The following is an 18,158-nucleotide window of genomic DNA, read 5'->3' as shown; positions in this document are numbered from 1 at the left end:
CCGTTGCTGCGGTCCGCCCGGGGCGTTTTGTGTTTCAGGTGGTGGTCAGTAGTGCGGTGAGTGGGGTGCGGCGGAGGTTTCCGGTAGGGGCCCCTGGGGTGAGTGGGCAGCCGGTGAGGTTGCCGTTGGGGTGGACGGTGAGGCGTCCTCGTGCGTGGTGGGAGTGGGTTTCGTCCAGCCCTGGTCCGGGGTCCGTTCCGGAGACCGGGTTGCGTGCCCCTGTGTGATAACGATCTAAAGTGACTCGGGTAACGCCCATGGCTTTGAGATCTGCGCGGGCCCAGCGGATGCGCTGCCCGGGGAAGGTGTCGATGATCCGGGCGCGGACGCGAACCCCGCGCTGGACGGCCTGTCTGATGGTGTGTTGGGTGTCGCTGTGGCTGCCGGGGTGTCCGGTGAGGTACTCGTGCTGGTTGGCGGAGTCGCTGTGATAGCCGGTCGTCACGCCGATCCCGGGCCGGGTGAGCAACTCCCACCAGTCGTCCCGGATACGGACGAGGTCGCTGTACAGCTCGACGGTCAGCCCGGACGACAGGGCGAGGTCTGCGAAGTCGGTCCAGTGGGGGTGGAGGGTCGGTTCGCCGCCGATGAGGCGGAGGTGGGGGACGTTGAGGGTCGCTGCGTCGGTGATGACGCGGCGCCAGTCGTCGGGGGTCATCGTCCCGGGCGCGGTCCAGGGCTCCGGCTCGGAGAGGCAGTGGGCGCAGTGGCGGGTGCAGTGCCCGGTGATCTCCAGTTCCAGGACGGTGATCCCGGGGAACGGCTGCCGGGGCGGGGGCGGTTCATCAACCAGCGGCATCGGCTGATCCTTATCACTGTGTCAAGGTTGGGGGTTCGGTCGCGGTGTCGGACCAGGCGGTGAGGACGTAGCGCTCGCCGTACTCCGCCGCGACGACCTGGACCGTTTCTCCGGCGCGCAGTCGTCGTATGGCGGGTGCGTGGTCCTCGCTCAGGGCCCAGATGCGGAGGCGGGTGGGTGCGTCACCGAGGGCTGCGGGGAACTCGTGGTCCGGGAAAGGGATTTCGTGCAGTGCTTCCGGGTGGATCGGGCCGCCGTCCGGGTCCGGGTCGAGGCCGTCGGCGATGCGGACCGCCTGTTTGCGGAGCCAGCGCAGGGCCCGTCCCGGGTACGGGCTGGTGAACGTTCCGAGGACCATCCGGGTGTCCCAGTCCCCGTACGCCGAGGACCACTCCGCGACTACCTGCGCCCGGTAGTTCGGTGACGGGCTCACGTCGTGACCCCCGGGATGGTGAGCGGGTCGACGTCCTCCGGCGGGTCCCACTGCACCGTCTCGAACAACGCCCGGTCGAACCGACGATGACCCGTCTCCCGGAAGTGAACTTCGATCCACCGCGCCGCACCCTCGGCCGTACGGAACTCCGGACCTTTAGGCGGAACCGCATTGCACTGGGGCGAACCGGAAACGCACTGTGCATACGCACTGGCACCCCAGAACTCCAAACGTCGCAGGCTCCACTCGATGTGACGAAACCGCTTGCCCACCCCTACAAACCTCCGCGAGTGCTACGTACGTTCAACTCGCGCAACGCGGGTCGCAGCCGGTCCAGGACCGTCGCCGGACGCACGTCCTCACGACGCGCGCACCACTCGACCCCACCGCCCTGCGGGCGCAGATAGACCGGACCCCAGGTGATGTCCATGACCATCCCCACGACTCCACGCTGGACGTCGAACGCGAGAGTGCCAACCGTGAGTTCGTCACCGGACACGGCACGGCCCCCCGTTCCGGCGCCCGCCGACAACAACGCGGCGAAGCTTCCGCACCGCCGTCCTGTCTCGTTCCATGACCGTCCTGATTTCACTTCCAGGGCCGAGCGAATCCGCGTGAGAGCGGCACTCGGACACCTCGGAACCGCGTGCGACAACCTCTGGTGGCGCCTGTTCGGATTGCCGATCGCCATTACGGCGAGGGGAACGGGCTGCATCGCCAGGGGTGTTCACTCTGAACGCATCTATCGTCACGCGGAGTCCCCGCGATTTCCACCAGCCAATGTCTCCAGTTCCGATTTGGAGATGCAGAGGAGGCTTGTATGGCTCAGCGACCCGCACAATTGACCCCGGAGCGAAGCGCCCGCCATCTGTTCGGCGCCAGGATGAGGCGCTACCGGGAAGCGAACGGGTGGAGCCTCGACGAGATGGCAACCCGTGTCACGGTGAGCAAGGCTCACTTGGCCCGGATCGAGAAGGCAGAACGCATGCCCCCACCCGAGTTGCCGACCACGCTCGATCAGATGTTCAACGCCAACGGCCTCTTCAACGACCTATACGCGCTGTGCAAGAAGGAGGCGCATCCGGATCAGTTCCGACGGTGGATGGACTTGGAGGCGATGGCCACGGTCATCAAGGAGTACACCCCTCAGCTCATGCCCGGTCTTCTGCAAACTGAGGCGTACGCTCGCACGCTGTTCCGCATCCATGATCCGAAGATCACAGAGGAGAAGATGGAGGAACTGTGGACGCTGCGGCTGGGCCGACAGTCCCGTCTACTGGGAAGCCCTTCGCCGGACTACTCGGTGATCCTGGAAGAGGCCGTACTGCGGCGGGTTTACGGTGGCCCGGCGGTCATGAGGGACCAGTTGGTCAAGCTGCTGGACCTGTGCCTCACGCCGTCATCCTTCATCCAGGTGATCCCCTTCTCACGCGGTGCTCACGGGCTCCTAGGAGGATCTCTCTCCCTCTCAACCCTCGGCTCTGGGAAACGAGTAGCCTGGGAAGAGAGCATCAGTACGGGAACACTGTTCGAAGAACATCACGAGGTGCAGAGCAGGTTCCGTGCCTACGATCTGCTCAGCGCATCCGCCTTGCCGCCCACCGAGTCTGCGGCTTTCATCCGAGCCGTGTTGGAGGAACTCCCAGATGAGCACCACCCCTGATCCAGTCCACCCTCAGTGGGTCGCGTCGAGCTACAGCGGCAACGGAGGAACACACTGCGTCGAGTGGGCCCCCGCGCACGCCTCCGTGACCGGCACCGTCCCCGTCCGCGATTCCAAGAACCCGGGCGGTCCCGTTCTGAACCTCCCAGCCCACGCCTTCGCCTCGTTCGTGGCGGGCGTCAAGCGGGCGGGCCTGTAGGGACGGCGGCAAAGGGCCCCGTCCGCCTCCGGAAGCGGAGACGGACGGGGCCCTCGGCGTGTCCGGGCGGACGTTCGTGGGCGACGCGCTACGAAATGCCCACGCAGCTGGAGGGGCGGCCGACCTTGCACAGGTAGATCCGGACGTCGGCGACCTTGCTCCAGGCGCCCGAGGCGGGGATCTGGCGGTAGCGCCCGTTGTTGACCCAGGCCCTGCCGTTCCATTTGCTGTACTTCGCGTAGAGGCTCACGCGGTAGCCGTCCGTGGAACAGCGGTCCCTGAGGGCGAAGTCCCAGTCGGTCTTGTAGGACTGCTTGCCGTTGTAGACGGCGGTCTTGTACCAGTGGTAGGTGCCCTTGGCGTAGCCGCAGTCGTCGCGGAGACGGGCCCGGTAGGTGCCGCCCTCCGCCTCGGCGGGGACGGCGAGGGACAGGACGAGGCCAGCGCCCGCGGCGGCGACGGCGAGCGTACGGGAGAGTCTGGAAGCCACGACGAACTCCTTGTCGGTCAGGACGCGGGAACGCGACGAGCGTTTCGGCGCGGAACGGATTTCCGAGCGGCCCGGTCCCTGATCGGGTCGTCGGGCCTTCCCCGCCCTCAACGTCACACAGCCGCCTTGGAGAAACCTTCGGCGTCCCTTGAATCCCCAGCTCGGAACCGTTCCCCGGACCCGCTCGGGCGGGGCCCCAGTTTTCTGGGGTACGACGGCCCGGGCCGCTCTGGGAACCTCCTCGGTGGCCCGGGCGGTGTCCGCCGCACCGGGAGGAGGGAACCGGTGCGCGGGGGACCGGACCCGCGCCGGACGTCCCTCCGGGGGCGGGGCGCCCGGTCCGGCTCCGGGCACCGTTCCGCCAGGGGGAGGAACACGATGGACGGCACAGCGGCAGCGGAGGTCACCGTCGTCGTCATGGACGGCGATCCGGTCTTCCGGACGGGGCTGACGGCACTGCTCGGCTCGGTGCCCGGGCTTTCGGTGGTGGGCGAGGCGGCGACCGCCGACGAGGCCGTCGCGGCGGTGGAACGGTACCGGCCCCGGGTGGTGGTGACGGACCCGCGCCCCGGCCCGGGCGGCGGCTCCGGGATCGACACGGCGCGCCGTCTGCTGCGGTTACGGCCCCAACCCGCCGTCCTGGTCGTGACGGTGACCGCCGACGACGATTCCGTGATCGCCTCGCTGCGGACGGGGGCGCGCGGCTATCTGCTCAAGGGGGCGGGCCGGGCGGAACTGGAACGGGCGGTCCGGGCGGTGGCCAACGGCGAGATCCTGCTCGGGGCGGGCGTCGGCGGACGCGTCGTCGCCTGGGTGGCCGACTTCTGCCGGGGCCGTCCCGTCCCGGTGCTGCGGGGGCTGACGCCCCGGGAGCACGAGGTGCTCGACCTGATCGCCCGTGGCCTGGACAACGCGACGATCGCCCGCCGCCTCACGGTGAGCCCGAAGACCGTGCGCAACCACGTCTCCACCGTCCTCACCAAGCTCCACACCGCCAGCCGGGCCGAGGCGATCGTCCGGGCCCGGGAGGCGGGTCTGGGCGGGGAGCGCTGAGCGCGGGCCGCGCGGTCGGTGCGGTCGGTGCGGTCGGTGCGCGGGGCACCGGAAAGCGGGTGCGGCCGGACGCCGTCCGGCCGCACCCCCGTCACCGTGAAGGTCAGGCGATGCGCCAGTGCTGGTTGACCTGGGCGGTGCCCAGGCAGTCCCAGAGCTGCGTCCGGCCCGGGTTGTCGTTGATGGTCTGGAGGTGCCCGTCCAGGCAGCGGCCGTTGGTCTCGACGGTCACCGTGAAGGTGTTCGGCAGATTGGTGACCGGCCGTATCCGCCAGTGCTGGTTGGTCTGGGCGGAACCCACGCAGTCCCACACCTGCGTCCGGGTGCCGTTGGCGCCGATGGAACCCCAGTCGGCGTCCAGGCAGAGCCCGCTGGACGCGTTCCGCAGCTCGTAGTAGCCGCCCGCCGAGGTGTAGACCCAGGCGATGTCCCACTTCTGGCGGGCGTCGTTGGCGTCGCAGTTCAGCAGGCGGACGTCGGAGCCGATGACGTCGCCCTTCGCCTGCAGACAGCGGTCGTTGTAGCGGTTGCGGATGGTGACCGAGCCCGCGGCGGCCAGTCTCTTGCCCGCCGCGAGCTGCTCGGGGGCGGCGGGCGCCTTGGCGGCGGACGACTCCGTGGCGGCCGACCGGTCCACGGGCGCGGGACCGGCCTGGGCGGTGCCGCCGGTGGCCAGCAGGGCGGCGGGGAACACGACCGCCGCCACCGCGGCGATCAGGGCCTTCCTCATCGTACGTACCTCTTCTCGCGGTTGCGGATGTGCCGCCGTCGGGCGGCGGTCGCCATCCTGCGCGGCGGGGCGTCCCGGGCACACGGGGCCGGTGTCCCGGCGGTCCGGGCAGTTCGGCCGGGCACGGGGTGCTGTTCCCGGCTCATGGGTGCCGTCCCGGCCGCCCACCAAGCGGCGGACGCGTGCCCGGCGGAGGCGCGGTTCAGGCCGCCCCTCCGCCCCCGTCCAGCAGCGTCGGCCCCACGTGCCGGACGAAGAGGCTGGCCACCAGGTCGCGGCGGCTGCGGACGCCGGTCTTGTCGAAGACCGACGTCAGATGCTCCTGGACCGTGTACGGGGAGAGGTGCGTCAACCGGCTGATGGACGCGGTGGAGTGGCCGCTCAGCACCAGCGCGGTGATCTCGGCCTCCCGGGGGGTGAGCCCGTGGGCCGCCGTGATCAGCGCGATGTGCTCGCCGGGGCCTGCGGGTTCGACGGCGACGGCGACCCGCGCGGGACCCCGGGCGTCGAGCCGCCACGCGTGCAGCCGGACCCGGCCACGGGTCCGGGTGTGCGCCCACGAGGCGAGGGAACCGGCGGAGCCCGGGGCGCGCACCGCCGCCGCCACTCCGTAGAGCGCGGGGGGCAGCCCGCGCGCCGTCCGCCCCCTCGGCGGGGCACCGCACGGTTCGCCGGGGCACTCCCCGCCGCCGTGCCCGGTCCGGTGACGGCCCCGGCCCGGACAGGGCTCGTCGGGGGCCGGGAGCTCGTCCAGCCAGAGCCCGGCGGTGGGGCTGAGCTGCACCGGCGCGTACTCCTCGTCCAGCAGGACCAGCGCGGGCGCTGGGCCCGCCGGGCCGGTGGCCCCCTGGACGGCGCGACCGGTGAGGTGGAGCCTGCGGAGGGACTCCCCCAGCGGCCGGGCGACGGCCCGGGCGACGACGCCCGCCTCGGGGCCGTACGGCGGGGTGCCCGGTCCGGTGCTGAGGATCAGGGCGCCCCAGGCCCCGTAGCGGTCGCGCAGCAGGATCCGCACCTCGTCGGTGAGGCCCAGGGGCCGGATGATGTCGCGGTACCGGGGGCTGCGGTCCCGCACCCCGCCGACGGCCTCGCCGAGGACGCCCACGGGGACGGGCCCCCGGGCCAGTTGCGGCAGGCCGTTGACGTCGCCCTCCCGGTACTCGATGTCCAGCATGCGCGGCAGGTAGCGGACCGGGACGGCGTTCCGGTAGTACCCGCCGGTGACCATCAGGGTGGCGGGGTCGACGGTGATCCCGGCCCACACCTCGGAACCGAGCACCGGGCGCAGCGCCCGCATCACCCCGCCGAAGAACTCGTCCACGTCGTTCGCGGTGGCTCCCGCGCGCACGGCGGCGTCCCGGATGCGGCCGACACGTTCCGCTCCCCCGTAGCGCGTCATGCCCCCAGGTTAGAACGGAGGCGGGCCCGTCGTCCCGGGGTTGGACGGCCCGTCACGGCACGGGATTCGGGGCGCCGTTACACACCCTGTCCGTGCGGCCCGCCGTCCCCGTCCGTGCGGCCGCCGTGCCCTGTCCGTGCGGCCGTCGTCCGGTACGGGCCGCCGTCGCCCGCGCCAGCCACCGTCGTCCGGACCGGCTGTCGCCGTCCAGGGGTGCCCGGGGCCGTTCACCCCCGTTCACCCTTCGCCCGGGGCCGCCCCCTGGGAAACCGGCGCCGGGCGGCCGACACTTTCCGGGAGACCTCCGGTCCTCCGCCGTCGGCCCCGGACCCTCCCGGAGCCCCCGGCGCCCGCCTACCCGAGTGGGTGACCCCGAGACGGTGACACACCAGACCGAGCACATCGAGCACGGCGAACGGGTCGAGCACGCCGACCACGGCGCGTACGGCGAACGGGCTGAGCGCGGCGACCACGGTGAACGGGGTGAACGCGTCGAGCGCGGTGAACGGGCCGAGCGCAGCGAACGGGCGGAGCGGTCAGAGCTGTTGGCGGACGCGGTCGGGCGGGCGGAAGTCGTCCTCTTCGGCTTCGACGGGCCCCTGTGCCGGTTGTTTGCCACGCACCGCGCGGAACGGGTGGCGTCGGGCCTCGCGGAGTGGCTGGCGGGCCGGGGGCTGCGGGGGCTGCTCACCGAGGAGGAGCGGGCGCTCGCCGATCCGCACGTGGTGCTGCGGGCGGTGGACCGCAGACGCCCCGGTGACGAGTTGGTGGCCGCGCTGGAGGAACGGCTGACCCAGGAGGAGGTGCGGGCCGCCGCCACCGCCCGGCCCACCGCCTGGGCCGACCCGCTGGTCCGCACCTGGACCGCCGTCGGCGCCCGGCTCGCCGTCACCACCGACAGCTCGCCCCGGGCCGTCCGCGCCTACCTCGCCGGACGCGGACTCACCGACTGCTTCGCCCCGCACGTCTACGGCCGCACCCGGCAGCTCCAGCTCCTCAAGCCCGAACCCCACTGCCTGGTCAGGGCGTTGACCGCGACGGGCGTCGACCCGTCCCGGGCGCTGCTGCTCGGCGACACCCCCGACGACCTCCGGGCCGCCCGCCGCGCCGGGGTGCCGTTCCTCGGCCACGCCCGGGGCGACGCCCAGCGGACCCTGCTGCGCCGGGCGGGCGCCGAACTGACCGTGGACTCCCTGGAGGACGTGCTGCGAGCGGTGGAACGCGCCGGGCGGGCCGGGCTCGGGGGCCCTTCGGGGACTGGGTGTCCGGGGCCGGGGGTGCTTGAGGCCGGGGCGATCAGGACCGGGGAAGCCGGGGCGGGCAGGGCGACCGGAGCGGCCGGGGCCCGGCCTCGCCCACGAGCTTGTTAGCGGCTCAATGAGCCTTTCCGTCTTGAAGCCGGTGGAGTTCGGCGAAGATGCCGCCGGGCAGGTCAAGGAGCTGTTGGTACGTGCCCGTTTCCGCGACCGCTCCTTGGCGCATGACGACGATCTTGTCCGCTCCGCGTGCGTTGACCAGACGGTGGGTGATGAAGAGCGTCGACCGGCCGTCGTCGGAGAGGCTTCTCAACCGGTTGAACACCTGGTGCTCGGCGCGGGCGTCGAGGGCGGCCGTCGGTTCGTCGAGGATCAGGACCGGGGCGTCGCGGTGGAAGGCTCTGGCGATGGCGATGCGCTGCCACTGGCCGCCGGAGAGGTCGTGTCCGTTCCACCAGGAGCGGGCGAGGGAGGTGTCGAGGCCATCGGGGAGGGCCGCGAGCACGGTGTCAGCTCCGGCGAGTTCGGCTGCGGTGTGCACGGCCCGGTCACCTTCGGGGCGGGGCTGGCCCAGGGTGATGTTCTCCCTCGCGGCCAGGGGCCAGCGCGTGTAGTCCTGCGGGACCATCGCGGTGTTGGACCAGACGGTGTCGGGGCGCAGGTCGGCCAGGTGCTCGCCGTCCCAGGTGACCGTTCCGGTCGTGGGCAGATAGAGCCCGGTCAGCAGTTTCGCGAGGGTGGTCTTGCCCGACCCGTTCTCCCCGACGAGAGCGATGACCTGCCCGCGCTCGATGTCGAGGTCGACGCCGTGGACGGCGGGTGCGTTCTTGCCGGGATAGGTGAAGGTCAGGTTGCGGGCGCTGATCCGCTGTGGCCCGTCCGCTGGGGCCTCTTCGGCGCCGCGGCGCATGGCCCAGGTGCTGGCGGTGTCGAGGAACCGGGCCCAGTCGGCGACGTACAGACTCGTTCCGTACAACTGGGCGGAGGCCCGGACGCTCCCAGCGAGGGAGGCGTTCGCGGTACGGACCACGAGGATGGCGGTCACCGCGGTCGCGACGGACATGGCCCCGGTGAGGGACAGGTGGATGATGCCCGCCCACACGGTGGCCACGGCCACGGTCGCGATCAGATCCCCTACGCCCTGGGTGAGCGCGGCCCGGCGGGACGCGGCGATCCGCTCGGTCTCCAGACGGCCGGAGATGACGCGGTACTGGTCGAGCATGAACGAGCGCATCGTTCCCGCGCGCAGTTCGGCGGCGGTGCCCCGGTCGGTGGTGTACTGCGCCAGGACCCCGCGAAGGCGGGTGTCGGCCAGGTTGCGATGGGTCGCGTCGTGGTCGAGTCCGGCGGCGCGCACCGCTCCCCAGATCCGGGGGACGACGGCCAGGAGCACGAGTGGGACGAGCCCGGCGTGGAGGGTGGCGACGACGGCGACCGAGGCGATGAGCTGCGCGCACGCGGACACGAGGCTCTGCGCTCCGGTGATCAGCTCGGGCATGCGCTCCGCGCCCTGGGTGGCGGCGAAGCGTCCGTCTTCGAAGGCGGGGTTCTCGTAGGCGCTCAGCTCCGCGTCGACCGAGGCGGTGATCACCGCGAGGTCGGCTTCGCGGGTGACGCGGGGGGCGAGGGTGTTGGCGGTCAGACGGGCTCCGGCGTCCGCCAGGTAGCCGCCGCACACGGTCGCGGCGACGATCAGTAGCGCGGGCAGTGCTTGGTCCAGGCGCTGTGTCGCGGTGCCGGGGGCCAGCAGAGCGGTCAGGAGGGTGGAAGTGGCCCGGAGGGCGACAGCGGTCAGGAGCGCGCAGGCCAGGGCGCAGGCGGTCAGGGTGAGGGTGGCGCGGCGGTCGGCCCGCCAGCTCAGGTGCCAGGCGCGGAGCAGGGTGGCGGGAAGCCGCGCGGCGATGGCCCGGGTGCTGATGCTGTGGGTTTTCGACCCGTCTTCTTTGAGGCGCATCACGGGCGGTGGACCGGTCGCGGGGGCGGGTTTCGTGGCGACGGACGGGCTGGTGCCGGGAGGGCCCGCGGTGGCGGTGGTCGGAGTCACCCGTCCCATTGGCGGGGAGCGGGCCGGTGGCCTCAAAGGGGTTAGTGGGGGCGTGGGGGCATCGCAGCACGCCAAGCCCGTCCCAGGGACAGCGGTGCGAAGCGGAATTCACTCGTGAGGGTGAACTGCCGTGCCGGGTGGGCGGGACGCTGGTCCTGCCCCGCCCGGTGGTCTACGGGGTGATGTAGACGGGGGTCCACGGATGGTCCGTGCCACCGGCTTCGTCGGCGCCGACGAAGGTGCCGTCCACAGTGGCGACCCAGGCGTGGAACGCGGCGGGCGGAGTGCGGGCGCCGAGTACGAGGTGGCAGCGGCGGCCGGTGAACGCGACGGCGAGGACGGTGCCGAGTGACCGTTCCTTGCAGTCGATCTGTCCGCGCCACCAGGCCGGTTGGGAGGCGACCACGGCCGCGTAGACCCGGGCCACCCGGTGCTGATCGGCGGCGGGGAGGCGGCGTGTGGCTCGGGCGAGCCGGACGCGGGCCCGCATCCGCCAGGTGTCCGGCAGCGCTCGGACGGCGAGCGCGATCGAGAGGGCGGTGGTGGCGGCGAGCCGCAGCGGCCACGACGGGACGGTGGGTGCGTGGATCATCTGCGTCATCGCGACCGCCTCCGCCAGCGGCTCGCCCGGGGGGTGGGTGGGAGGACGAGCAGTCCGAGGCCGCGCAGATGGCCGAGGTAGGCGTGGATCGCGTCCCGGGTAACGGGAAGGTCGCCGTCCGGCCCGGCGAACTCCATGGCGAGGAGGTTCATGTCGCCGCCTTCGGTGAGGGTGTGCCAGATGGCGGTGCCGTCCCGGTCGAGGACGGTCCACCGGCCGGACCGCAGGTCGAGCACCGCAGTCGCGTCTTCGTCGGTGCGGGCCCAGTGGACGTGCGCGGGCGGGGTCAGCACACCGTCTCCCTCCTCACCGGCCACGGGTGTGCGTGGTGGGCGGCGAGCCACTGACAGGTCATCGTCAGGCGCTGGAGATCGTAGAGGGCGTCCGCGCGGGTGCCGCCGACAGCGGCCAGGGCCTCCAGCACGGGCACCGGGTCGAGCAGGCCGTGGGTGACGAGCGGACTGGTGCGGATCAGGGCGGCGATCCGTGGCCGGTGGTGGAGCATTCCGGCCGTGAGCTGTCTGGTGAAGCTGCCCTTCGAGCGACGGCCGGTCAGCCACGCGGGCAGCCGGGGCAGCGCGGCGGCGAGCAGGGGTTTGAAGGTGCTGAGGCCGTGGCGTTCGGCGGGCGGGATCGCGAACGCGGCCCGGACGACCTGACTGTCGAGGAAGGGGTGGACGGGCCGGATTCCCCAGGCCGCTGCCAGCGGGGCGGTGTCCCGGGCGTCCGCCGCGATCAGCCGCAGGGAGGCGTTCTGTTCGGACAGGTCGGCGCGGACCGGGGCGATCGTGCGGGCGGCCTCCCGCAGCAGTCCGGCGACCTGGCGGCGGGCGTCAGGGGTGAGCCACTGGCTGGACCCGCCGAGGTGGCACCAGGTCCACACCCCGGACCGGCGGGTGTCGGCCGGGCCCTTCTCCAAGCGGTCGGCCGCCTCCTCCAACGCTCCGGCGTGCCCCGCGTCGGCGGCTTCGGTGATCGCCCGCCACATGGTGCGGGGAGAGCGGTTGCGGGCCCTGGCCCAGTTCGTCACCTCGCGCCGCGCGGTCCGCCGCTGCCCGTCCTGCACCATGCCGACCCATACGGCGCTGCACGAGTCGAGGACGACGTCGCCACCGTGCCCGGTGAAGTGCAACGGCAGTCTCGCGGCGGGCCGCAGGTAGAGGTGGTGCTGGCTCATGGTCAGGCTCGCGGCGGCGGGCTGCTCGGGCACCGGCTGGACGGCCGACCAGTCGAACGGCAGTTCCCCGACCTCGCCCCGGGCGACGTGAAGGGGTGTGCCGATGTGCCCGGCGACCCGGTGGGCGAAGGCGAGATCCTCCGCGCTGGTGTAGCGGTCGCTGTAGGTGACGGCACTGATCTCGCCGACCTCCGCCGCGAGGACGGCCACCGAGGAGGAGTCCAGGCCGCCGGAGACGTCGGCTCCCGCCCGGCCCCCCGCCGCGGACATCCGCCCGTGGACCGCGCGTTCCAGCGCTGCCGCGAAGTCGGTGGCGCCGTCGGCGAGCGTGAGGGCGCGGTGGACTCCGCTCACGTCGATCACCCGGGGTCCGCCCGGTCCGAGGAGGAGTCCGAACCCCCCGGGGACGGCACGGACGCGGTCGTAGACCGTACGGTCGGGCCAGTGCTCCGCTCCGGCCGCGATCCGCGCGGCCATCATCACGAGATCCGGTTGTGCGTCGTGGTGGGCGGCGAGCCGGCGGGCACTCGTGGACCAGATGGTGCCGGTGCCGTGCCTGCGGTAGAACACGGACCGAAGCCCGGACACGTCTCCGCAGACGAAGCCGTGGGTGGCGGTCTGCGCGACCACCCAGTACGAGCCGGGCAGGCTGGTGAGGTCGGCCCACCGGCTCCCGGCCGCAGCCCGCAGCAGTCCGCTCTCCTCGCCGGGGGTGAGGAGGAAGTCGCCCACCACCGCGACCCGGGTCTCTCCGTCGGCGAGCACTCGCGCCCTGCAGTTCTCCTCGATCCGTACGCCCGGGATTCCCTCGGCGGGCGGACCAGCGCTCCATAACGGCGCGGAAGCGCCGCCGGTGATCCATTCCCCACTCATCGGCTTCCCCTCTTTCCTCGGTGCTGTACGAGCCCTGGGGGGCCGACGCGATAGGCCCCCCAGGAATTCACCATGCGAAATGGGTCACTGGGGTCACACGGGTCACTCGAACCACATGGCCCCGGAATTGTCCCCGTCGTTGTTCGGCTTGCGGCCGAGGGTGGACGTCTCGACGGAGAAGCTCTCGGGGAGCGCGATGAACGGCACGGCGACCGTCGGCTGGGCGTCGGTCTGTTCCGTAAGGTTGATCGCGGTGATGGTGGGCGTGGAAAGCATTTCCTGCCTCCTTGATTCGAATCCGGATTCCGCTTCGAACACCTCGACGGTGCTCTCCGGAGGCGGGTCGCGCCCAGAGGAAGGCTGTATACGACGGCCTTATGGAACGCCGTTCAGACGAATTTCAGAGTCCCCTGACAAACCGTCACGGTGGCTCTAGGGTGACTCGCGACCTGTTCAGTCCGTCCCCTACGAGGGGGATTTGTGCACCCCGAGGAACTGATCGTCCCGCACGGGCTGTGGGACCACCCCACGATGCGCCGGGCACTCTCCGAGCGCGACATGGGAACAGTCCTGCGCCGCTTCCGCCAGCACACCGGCATCAGCCAGACCAAGATCGGCGCACTCGTCGGACTGTCACAGCCGGACATCAGCGCGATCGAGCGCGGGGTGCGCGAGGTGACAAGCGCCGACGTGCTCGAACGCATCGTCACCGGCTTGGACATCCCGGCTGACCTTCCTCCCCTGGCCTCCGCAACAGACCGCTTCACCCCCGCAGGCCCCACTAGTGTGGGCGCCGGAGCCGACCCGGCCGACCCGGAGGACGATGTGAGACGCCGAGACCTCATGACTGGAGCGGCGGGGATCAGCGCCGCGCTCCTCACCCCCCAATCCGCTCACGGCGTCCCCCGGCCCACCACCCCGACGGCCCATCTGGAGCGGACCCTGTTCGAGTCCGGGGCCACGGCGCGGCCTGTACCACTCAGCGAACTGGACATGGCACTCACCCGGGCGCGCGCGGCGTTCTCCGCCGCCAACTACAGCCAGCTTGGAGCCGTGCTCCCCCCGCTGCTCGCCACGGCCGAGGCCACCCGGGACCGGGCCTCCGCCGGGCGGGCCCGTGACCTGGCACATGCCAGCGTGGCCCGCTGCTACGTCCTCGCCACCGAACTCGCGGTCAAACACCACTCCCCGCTGGCACTGGCCACCTCGGACCGGGCACTGACGTCCGCCCGCGCGAGCGGTAGTCCCCGGGTCATCGCCGCTGCCGCCCGGATGGTCGCCATCACCCTGCGCCGCGCGGGCAAGGCGGCGGAAGCCGCCCGGTTCCTCACCCGCACGGCGCTCGCCCTCACCGAAACCCACCACGGCGACCCGTCGCCCGCCGTCCTCGACGCGAAGACCGTCCTGCTCCTCACCGCGGGATACAGCGCCGCCGTGGCGGGCGACCGCAGCACCGCACTGGACCTGCTGAACGAGGCGGACGAGACCGTGAGCCGGATCCCCCGTACGCACCGGAGGCTGGACGGACTCTTCGCCCAGGGCGCCAGCACGTCGGAGTGCGCCATGTACCGGATCAGCAGCTACAACGCCCTGCGCACACCGGACGACGGAATCACGTACACCCGCCGTCTCGATCCCTTCAGCCTCGCCAGCCCGGAAAGGACGGCGAGGTACCTGACCGACAGCGGCCGTATGTGGCACCAGATCGGCGACGGGCCCCGCACCTATGCCGCGCTGCGCGCGATCGAGCGTGCCGCGCCCGAGGAACTACGGCGCCCCGCTCTGCGGACCCTGACGACCGACCTTCTGCACAGCCCCCAACATCTACCCGGCATCCAGGACTTCGCCAGCCGCCACGGCGCGCTCGTCTGAACGGACGAGGAGCTGCGAGGGGGTTCCTAGGGAGTCATGAGGAGAGGTGGCGCAGGAGTCGTCGTGCGTGTTCGTTGAGGGGTTGGGCGAGGTGGGGGTGGTCGCCGAGCCGGGTCCGTGGGCCCACTGGGTCAGCTCGGAGGCGACGCGGAGCCAGCGCGCGCCGTCCGGACTGTGGGCGGGGGCGCTGATGGAGCGGTCGCGCCAGCCGAAAACCGGCTCGCCGGTGACGGTGAGGCCGAAGCGGGCGGCGGCGCGGTCGAGGTTCTGCCGCATCCAGACGCGGAAGCGCCGGTCGGCCTCGGTGACGTCGTCGGAGCCCGGGTCCGGGGTGGTGGTCACGGGACGATGTGGCGGAGGTAGGCGTTCGGGTTGCTCAGGTAGCGGCGCCAGTGGTCGACCAGTTCCAGGTCCTCCCAGGCGGTGCGGTGGAAGCCCCGGTCGCCGACTTCGATGATCTCGGCGCCGGGGGTGGAGGCCAGGACGGGCGAGTGGGTGGCGCAGACGACCTGGGCGCCGCTCTCGCCGAGCTGGTGCATCAGCCCGACGAGCTGGAGGCACCCGGTGAAGGACAGCGCGGCCTCGGGCTCGTCCATGACGTAGAAGCCGGGGGCGTCGAACATGGCGCGGAACATGGTGAGGAAGCCCTCGCCGTGGCTCATGGCGCTGGTGTCCTCGTCCCAGTACCCGGGGACGCCGCCGAGGTTCTCGGTCATGTCGAACGCGGTCTCGGCCCGGAGGAAGAAGCCCTTCTTGTGACGGCGGGGCCCGGCGAGCATCCGCGCCCCGGCCCGGGTCGTCTCCGCGCGCAGCACCTCGCCGAGCGGGGTCTTCGTCGCGTCGGGCCGTCCGTGGAGCCGGGCGAGGCGTCCGCCGTACGCGTCCAGCGTGAAGCTCTCGGCGACGGCCTCCACGAGCGTGGACTTCCCCGAGCCGTTGTCCCCGACCAGGAACGTCACCGGCCGGGCGAAGGACAGCCCCTCGTCGAGGAGCTGGGCGACCGCGGGCACGGTGAACGGCCACCGGCCGCGCTCGGTACGGTCCGGGGCGAGCCCGTGCGGTACGGAGACCCGGTCGACGAACACGCTGCTCCTAGGACTTGTCCGGCCGATCATGTTCGGAGCCAGATGGTGAGGGCTGCGGCGGTTGCGGTGCCGAGGTAGACATAGCCTCGTTTGTCGTAGCGGGTGGCCACTGCTCTGGCGTTCTTGAGCCGGTTGATAGCCCGTTCAACGGTGTTGCGCTTCTTGTACCGCTCTTCGTCGAAGCCGGGTGGCCGTCCGCCGCGTGACCTTTTGCGCAGGCGGGCGGCCTGGCTGTCGGTCTTCTCCGGAATCGCGTGACGGATACCCCGGCGCCTCAGATACTCACGGCACGGGCCGTTGCTGTAAGCCTTGTCCGCGGCCAGGCTGTCCGGCTTCTTCCGGGGCCGTCCCGGCCCGGGTCGGGGCACGCGAATCTTCTCCAGCACAGGCTTGAACTGGGTGCAGTCCGCCCGCTGTCCTGGCGTCACGATCAGGGACAGCGGGCGGCAGCGGCCGTCCGCGCTCAGGTGGAGCTTGGTGGTGAACCCGCCCCGCGAGCGGCCCAGGCCCTCACCGCCAGCACCACCTCCACCAGACGGGCGTGAAGGCTCTGCCACGCCGTTTCGCCCTGGTGTTCTGCCGCCGCGCCCCCTTTTGAAGCGGGCACCGGTGATGCTTCGGTACGGGCACCGGCGGCGTGCTGGTGAGCCCGAACGATGGTGGAGTCGACCGAGATGTCCCAGTCGATCTCCCCTGCCGCGTCGGCCTCGGCCTGGACCTGCTGGAGCAGGCGTTCCCAGGTTCCGTCCGCCGACCACAGGCGGTGGCGTTCGTAGACGGTCTTCCACGGGCCGAACCGTTCGGGCAGGTCACGCCACTGCACGCCGGTCCGCACCCGGTGCAGAATCCCGTCGATCACCTGCCGGTGGTCCCGCCACCTGCCACAACGCCTGTTGCTGACCGGCAGGAACGGCCGCAGCCGTTCCCACTCGGCATCACTCAGATCACCCCGCCCCATGTCCACATCAACGACTCGGACGCGAGGTAGTCACATGATCGGCCGGACAAGTCCTAGTCGTAGTTCGGCTGGCAGCCCCTGTTCGGGGTGCAGGGGCCCGCCCCGGTGGGCCAGCAGGAGGGGTTGCAGGCCGGTCCGCACGACGGCCCGCATCGCGGGTCGCACGGCTGAGAAGGGTTCCCGTCCGCCGTGGTCACCGCGCGGGCGGCGAAGTCGGCCGCCAGCTCCTCCCCCGCACCCGCTGGGCCCCGGGGCCGGCCAGGATATCGACCAGGGCGGCGTTCAACACGTTCCCGACGGGCACCCAGCGGGAGAACACGCACGGCCAGACCGAGCCGTCGGGGGACACGGCGATCACCCCGGAGACGCAGTGGCCGCAGAGCTGGGAGGTGTCGGGCGTGCGCTCACGCACGCCCCGGCCGACCTGGCGCAGCCGGTCCGTGCCGATCCGCCGGACCCCGAGTGAGACGGACCAGGAACCGATCCACACCGGGCGATACCCCCGCGACAACCGCGTCATGCCGGACGTATCGGACTGGCCGTCACTATGGCCGAACCTGCCCGCCCGGCCCGGGAGGTGTCTAGCCCCCGGCTGGGCGGACCGCCGTGACCAGCCAGGACGTGCTGAGCAGTCGGACCGTGCCGTCCGCCGTCTCATGGGCGCGCAGACGGTCCGTCAGGGCGCGCCGGGCGCGGTCCCGGGTGGGCTCGTCGGACGTCTCCATCAGATGGCGGCCGGGGCCGGTGCCCAGGAGGAACTCCGCCGCGTCCCCGGCGTCGCGCCCCCACGTCCCGTGCGCCCGGATTCCGTCGACGCCCACGTCGGTGAACCCCGCCGTGGTGAGGACCTCGCGGACGCGGTCCGGCGCGGCCAGGGAGAACATCCCGGGCGGTCCCGGCCGTCCGAAGCCGTCGACGGGCAGGAAGCCGCCCAGTGCTGACGTCACCGTCGTGACCCAGTCGTTGAGGGCGCCGTCCGCCGGACAGACGAACGCCAGCCGTCCGCCGGGCCGCAGCGCCCGGCGGACGTTGCCGAAGGCCGCGACCGGGTCGGCGAAGAACATCACCCCGTAGCGGCTGACCGCCGCGTCGAACGCGCCCTCCTCGAAGGGGTGCGTCTGGGTGTCGCCCCGGACGAAGGAGACGTTGGCGATGCCCTCCCACGCGGCGCGGGACCGCGCCGCCTCCAGCATCGGACCGGACAGGTCCAGCCCGAGCGCCTGCCCCCGGGGAGCCCGGAGCGCGGCCAGCCGGGTGGTCTGCCCGGCGCCGCAGCCGAGGTCGAGGACCCGGTGGTCGGCGGCGATCCCGGCGGCGTCGAGCAGCGGTTCGTCGAAGCCCTCGTTCACGGCGTTCCAACGGTCCTGGTGGCGGGCCCAGTAGGAGCCCTCCGGGCCGTTCCACGCTTGCGCCTGCTCGGTGTTGACGATGCCCGGCACGGGTGCCTCCTAGGGGGAGCGAAGAATGATGGGCGCTTGCCCAAACAGTATGGGCGCTCGCCCAAACCGGCAAGCCCGCTTATCATC

At 72.0% G+C, this 18,158-nt stretch carries 20 protein-coding genes; 5 read left to right on the top strand and 15 right to left on the bottom strand.

The genetic code is table 11. From position 1 onward, the window contains the following. Positions 1 to 34: 34 nt before the first annotated feature. Both ACVWNX_RS15080 and ACVWNX_RS15075 read right to left on the bottom strand, forming a co-directional pair. Positions 35 to 799: a radical SAM protein gene (locus tag ACVWNX_RS15080; protein WP_454414440.1), complete on the bottom strand. Its 765-nt coding sequence runs from the start codon at positions 797 to 799 to the stop codon at positions 35 to 37. 13 nt (positions 800 to 812) lie between these two features. Further along, positions 813 to 1,232 carry a hypothetical protein gene (locus tag ACVWNX_RS15075; RefSeq protein ID WP_454414439.1) on the bottom strand — a complete coding sequence of 140 codons (420 nt, stop codon included), beginning with the start codon at positions 1,230 to 1,232 and terminating at the stop codon, positions 813 to 815. 820 nt (positions 1,233 to 2,052) lie between these two features. Here ACVWNX_RS15075 and ACVWNX_RS15070 point away from each other — a divergent pair. Together ACVWNX_RS15070 and ACVWNX_RS15065 are read left to right on the top strand one after the other, a co-directional pair. After that, positions 2,053 to 2,895 (top strand): helix-turn-helix domain-containing protein, encoded by an 843-nt coding sequence (locus ACVWNX_RS15070; protein ID WP_454414438.1) that lies wholly within the window; start codon positions 2,053 to 2,055, stop codon positions 2,893 to 2,895. Then, on the top strand, positions 2,879 to 3,094 hold the full coding sequence (locus ACVWNX_RS15065) for a DUF397 domain-containing protein (RefSeq protein WP_454414437.1): 216 nt from the start codon (positions 2,879 to 2,881) through the stop codon (positions 3,092 to 3,094). Before ACVWNX_RS15070 ends, ACVWNX_RS15065 begins: the two co-directional genes overlap by 17 nt. 88 nt (positions 3,095 to 3,182) lie before the next feature. On the opposite strand, the gene ACVWNX_RS15060 is transcribed toward ACVWNX_RS15065, so the two are convergent. After that, complete coding sequence (locus ACVWNX_RS15060) at positions 3,183 to 3,584, bottom strand: hypothetical protein (RefSeq protein ID WP_454414436.1); 402 nt, start codon at positions 3,582 to 3,584, stop codon at positions 3,183 to 3,185. A gap of 378 nt (positions 3,585 to 3,962) precedes the next feature. Here ACVWNX_RS15060 and ACVWNX_RS15055 point away from each other — a divergent pair, with 378 nt between their 5' ends. Continuing rightward, positions 3,963 to 4,637, top strand: a complete 675-nt coding sequence (locus ACVWNX_RS15055) for a LuxR C-terminal-related transcriptional regulator (RefSeq protein ID WP_454414435.1) — start codon at positions 3,963 to 3,965, stop codon at positions 4,635 to 4,637. Positions 4,638 to 4,740: 103 nt separating this feature from the next. Here ACVWNX_RS15055 and ACVWNX_RS15050 read toward each other — a convergent pair whose 3' ends face one another. After that, on the bottom strand, positions 4,741 to 5,367 hold the full coding sequence (locus ACVWNX_RS15050) for an RICIN domain-containing protein (protein WP_454414434.1): 627 nt from the start codon (positions 5,365 to 5,367) through the stop codon (positions 4,741 to 4,743). Positions 5,368 to 5,569: 202 nt separating this feature from the next. Then, positions 5,570 to 6,766 carry a helix-turn-helix transcriptional regulator gene (locus ACVWNX_RS15045; RefSeq protein WP_454414433.1) on the bottom strand — a complete coding sequence of 399 codons (1,197 nt, stop codon included), beginning with the start codon at positions 6,764 to 6,766 and terminating at the stop codon, positions 5,570 to 5,572. 380 nt (positions 6,767 to 7,146) lie between these two features. On the opposite strand from ACVWNX_RS15045, the gene ACVWNX_RS15040 reads away from it, so the two are divergent. Further along, positions 7,147 to 8,136, top strand: coding sequence for an HAD family hydrolase (locus tag ACVWNX_RS15040; protein ID WP_454414432.1), 990 nt, complete (start codon positions 7,147 to 7,149; stop codon positions 8,134 to 8,136). A 4-nt stretch (positions 8,137 to 8,140) separates the two neighbouring features. Here ACVWNX_RS15040 and ACVWNX_RS15035 read toward each other — a convergent pair whose 3' ends face one another. The 5 genes from ACVWNX_RS15035 to ACVWNX_RS15015 form a co-directional block, all read right to left on the bottom strand. Further along, positions 8,141 to 9,976 (bottom strand): ABC transporter ATP-binding protein, encoded by a 1,836-nt coding sequence (locus ACVWNX_RS15035; protein WP_454414431.1) that lies wholly within the window; start codon positions 9,974 to 9,976, stop codon positions 8,141 to 8,143. A 262-nt stretch (positions 9,977 to 10,238) separates the two neighbouring features. Next, positions 10,239 to 10,667 (bottom strand): lasso peptide biosynthesis B2 protein, encoded by a 429-nt coding sequence (locus ACVWNX_RS15030; RefSeq protein WP_454414430.1) that lies wholly within the window; start codon positions 10,665 to 10,667, stop codon positions 10,239 to 10,241. Beyond that, complete coding sequence (locus ACVWNX_RS15025; protein WP_454414429.1) at positions 10,664 to 10,960, bottom strand: PqqD family peptide modification chaperone; 297 nt, start codon at positions 10,958 to 10,960, stop codon at positions 10,664 to 10,666. The genes ACVWNX_RS15030 and ACVWNX_RS15025 overlap by 4 nt, the downstream gene beginning before the upstream one ends. Next, positions 10,954 to 12,717 (bottom strand): asparagine synthase-related protein, encoded by a 1,764-nt coding sequence (locus tag ACVWNX_RS15020; RefSeq protein ID WP_454414428.1) that lies wholly within the window; start codon positions 12,715 to 12,717, stop codon positions 10,954 to 10,956. Before ACVWNX_RS15020 ends, ACVWNX_RS15025 begins: the two co-directional genes overlap by 7 nt. A 102-nt stretch (positions 12,718 to 12,819) precedes the next feature. After that, positions 12,820 to 12,993 carry a hypothetical protein gene (locus ACVWNX_RS15015; protein WP_454414427.1) on the bottom strand — a complete coding sequence of 58 codons (174 nt, stop codon included), beginning with the start codon at positions 12,991 to 12,993 and terminating at the stop codon, positions 12,820 to 12,822. A gap of 204 nt (positions 12,994 to 13,197) precedes the next feature. On the opposite strand from ACVWNX_RS15015, the gene ACVWNX_RS15010 reads away from it, so the two are divergent. After that, positions 13,198 to 14,589 (top strand): helix-turn-helix domain-containing protein, encoded by a 1,392-nt coding sequence (locus tag ACVWNX_RS15010; RefSeq protein WP_454414426.1) that lies wholly within the window; start codon positions 13,198 to 13,200, stop codon positions 14,587 to 14,589. On the opposite strand, the gene ACVWNX_RS15005 is transcribed toward ACVWNX_RS15010, so the two are convergent. The 5 genes from ACVWNX_RS15005 to ACVWNX_RS14985 form a co-directional block, all read right to left on the bottom strand. Next, a complete protein-coding gene (locus tag ACVWNX_RS15005) occupies positions 14,542 to 14,931 on the bottom strand; it encodes a hypothetical protein (protein WP_454414425.1) in 390 nt (129 codons plus the stop codon). The two genes, ACVWNX_RS15010 and ACVWNX_RS15005, sit on opposite strands and share 48 nt — an antisense overlap. Next, positions 14,928 to 15,674 carry an AAA family ATPase gene (locus ACVWNX_RS15000; RefSeq protein ID WP_454414778.1) on the bottom strand — a complete coding sequence of 249 codons (747 nt, stop codon included), beginning with the start codon at positions 15,672 to 15,674 and terminating at the stop codon, positions 14,928 to 14,930. Before ACVWNX_RS15000 ends, ACVWNX_RS15005 begins: the two co-directional genes overlap by 4 nt. Before the next feature lie 26 nt (positions 15,675 to 15,700). Beyond that, a protein-coding gene (locus ACVWNX_RS14995; RefSeq protein WP_454414777.1) for an IS5 family transposase occupies positions 15,701 to 16,632 on the bottom strand; the annotation gives its coding sequence in 2 pieces (ribosomal slippage) (positions 15,701 to 16,188 and positions 16,188 to 16,632; 933 coding nt in all). A gap of 193 nt (positions 16,633 to 16,825) precedes the next feature. Beyond that, a complete protein-coding gene (locus ACVWNX_RS14990) occupies positions 16,826 to 17,152 on the bottom strand; it encodes an SPASM domain-containing protein (RefSeq protein ID WP_454414424.1) in 327 nt (108 codons plus the stop codon). 61 nt (positions 17,153 to 17,213) lie between these two features. Next, complete coding sequence (locus ACVWNX_RS14985) at positions 17,214 to 18,071, bottom strand: class I SAM-dependent methyltransferase (RefSeq protein ID WP_454414423.1); 858 nt, start codon at positions 18,069 to 18,071, stop codon at positions 17,214 to 17,216. Positions 18,072 to 18,158: the final 87 nt, after the last annotated feature.

Source organism: Streptomyces sp. JNUCC 64 (genome assembly GCF_054484115.1).
The sequence above is the reverse complement of the archived record's forward strand: the minus strand, read 5'-3'. Positions and strand labels throughout refer to the sequence as shown.

Excerpts from the sequence above, each read along its gene's own strand:
- ACVWNX_RS15080 (WP_454414440.1), bottom strand. The coding sequence starts at position 799 with ATGCCGCTGGTTGATGAACCGCCCCCGCCCCGGCAGCCGTTCCCCGGG.
- ACVWNX_RS15070 (WP_454414438.1), top strand. The coding sequence starts at position 2,053 with ATGGCTCAGCGACCCGCACAATTGACCCCGGAGCGAAGCGCCCGCCAT.
- ACVWNX_RS15065 (WP_454414437.1), top strand. The coding sequence starts at position 2,879 with ATGAGCACCACCCCTGATCCAGTCCACCCTCAGTGGGTCGCGTCGAGC.
- ACVWNX_RS15055 (WP_454414435.1), top strand. The coding sequence starts at position 3,963 with ATGGACGGCACAGCGGCAGCGGAGGTCACCGTCGTCGTCATGGACGGC.
- ACVWNX_RS15050 (WP_454414434.1), bottom strand. The coding sequence starts at position 5,367 with ATGAGGAAGGCCCTGATCGCCGCGGTGGCGGCGGTCGTGTTCCCCGCC.
- ACVWNX_RS15045 (WP_454414433.1), bottom strand. The coding sequence starts at position 6,766 with ATGACGCGCTACGGGGGAGCGGAACGTGTCGGCCGCATCCGGGACGCC.
- ACVWNX_RS15035 (WP_454414431.1), bottom strand. The coding sequence starts at position 9,976 with ATGCGCCTCAAAGAAGACGGGTCGAAAACCCACAGCATCAGCACCCGG.
- ACVWNX_RS15030 (WP_454414430.1), bottom strand. The coding sequence starts at position 10,667 with ATGACGCAGATGATCCACGCACCCACCGTCCCGTCGTGGCCGCTGCGG.
- ACVWNX_RS15020 (WP_454414428.1), bottom strand. The coding sequence starts at position 12,717 with ATGAGTGGGGAATGGATCACCGGCGGCGCTTCCGCGCCGTTATGGAGC.
- ACVWNX_RS15015 (WP_454414427.1), bottom strand. The coding sequence starts at position 12,993 with ATGCTTTCCACGCCCACCATCACCGCGATCAACCTTACGGAACAGACC.
- ACVWNX_RS14990 (WP_454414424.1), bottom strand. The coding sequence starts at position 17,152 with ATGACGCGGTTGTCGCGGGGGTATCGCCCGGTGTGGATCGGTTCCTGG.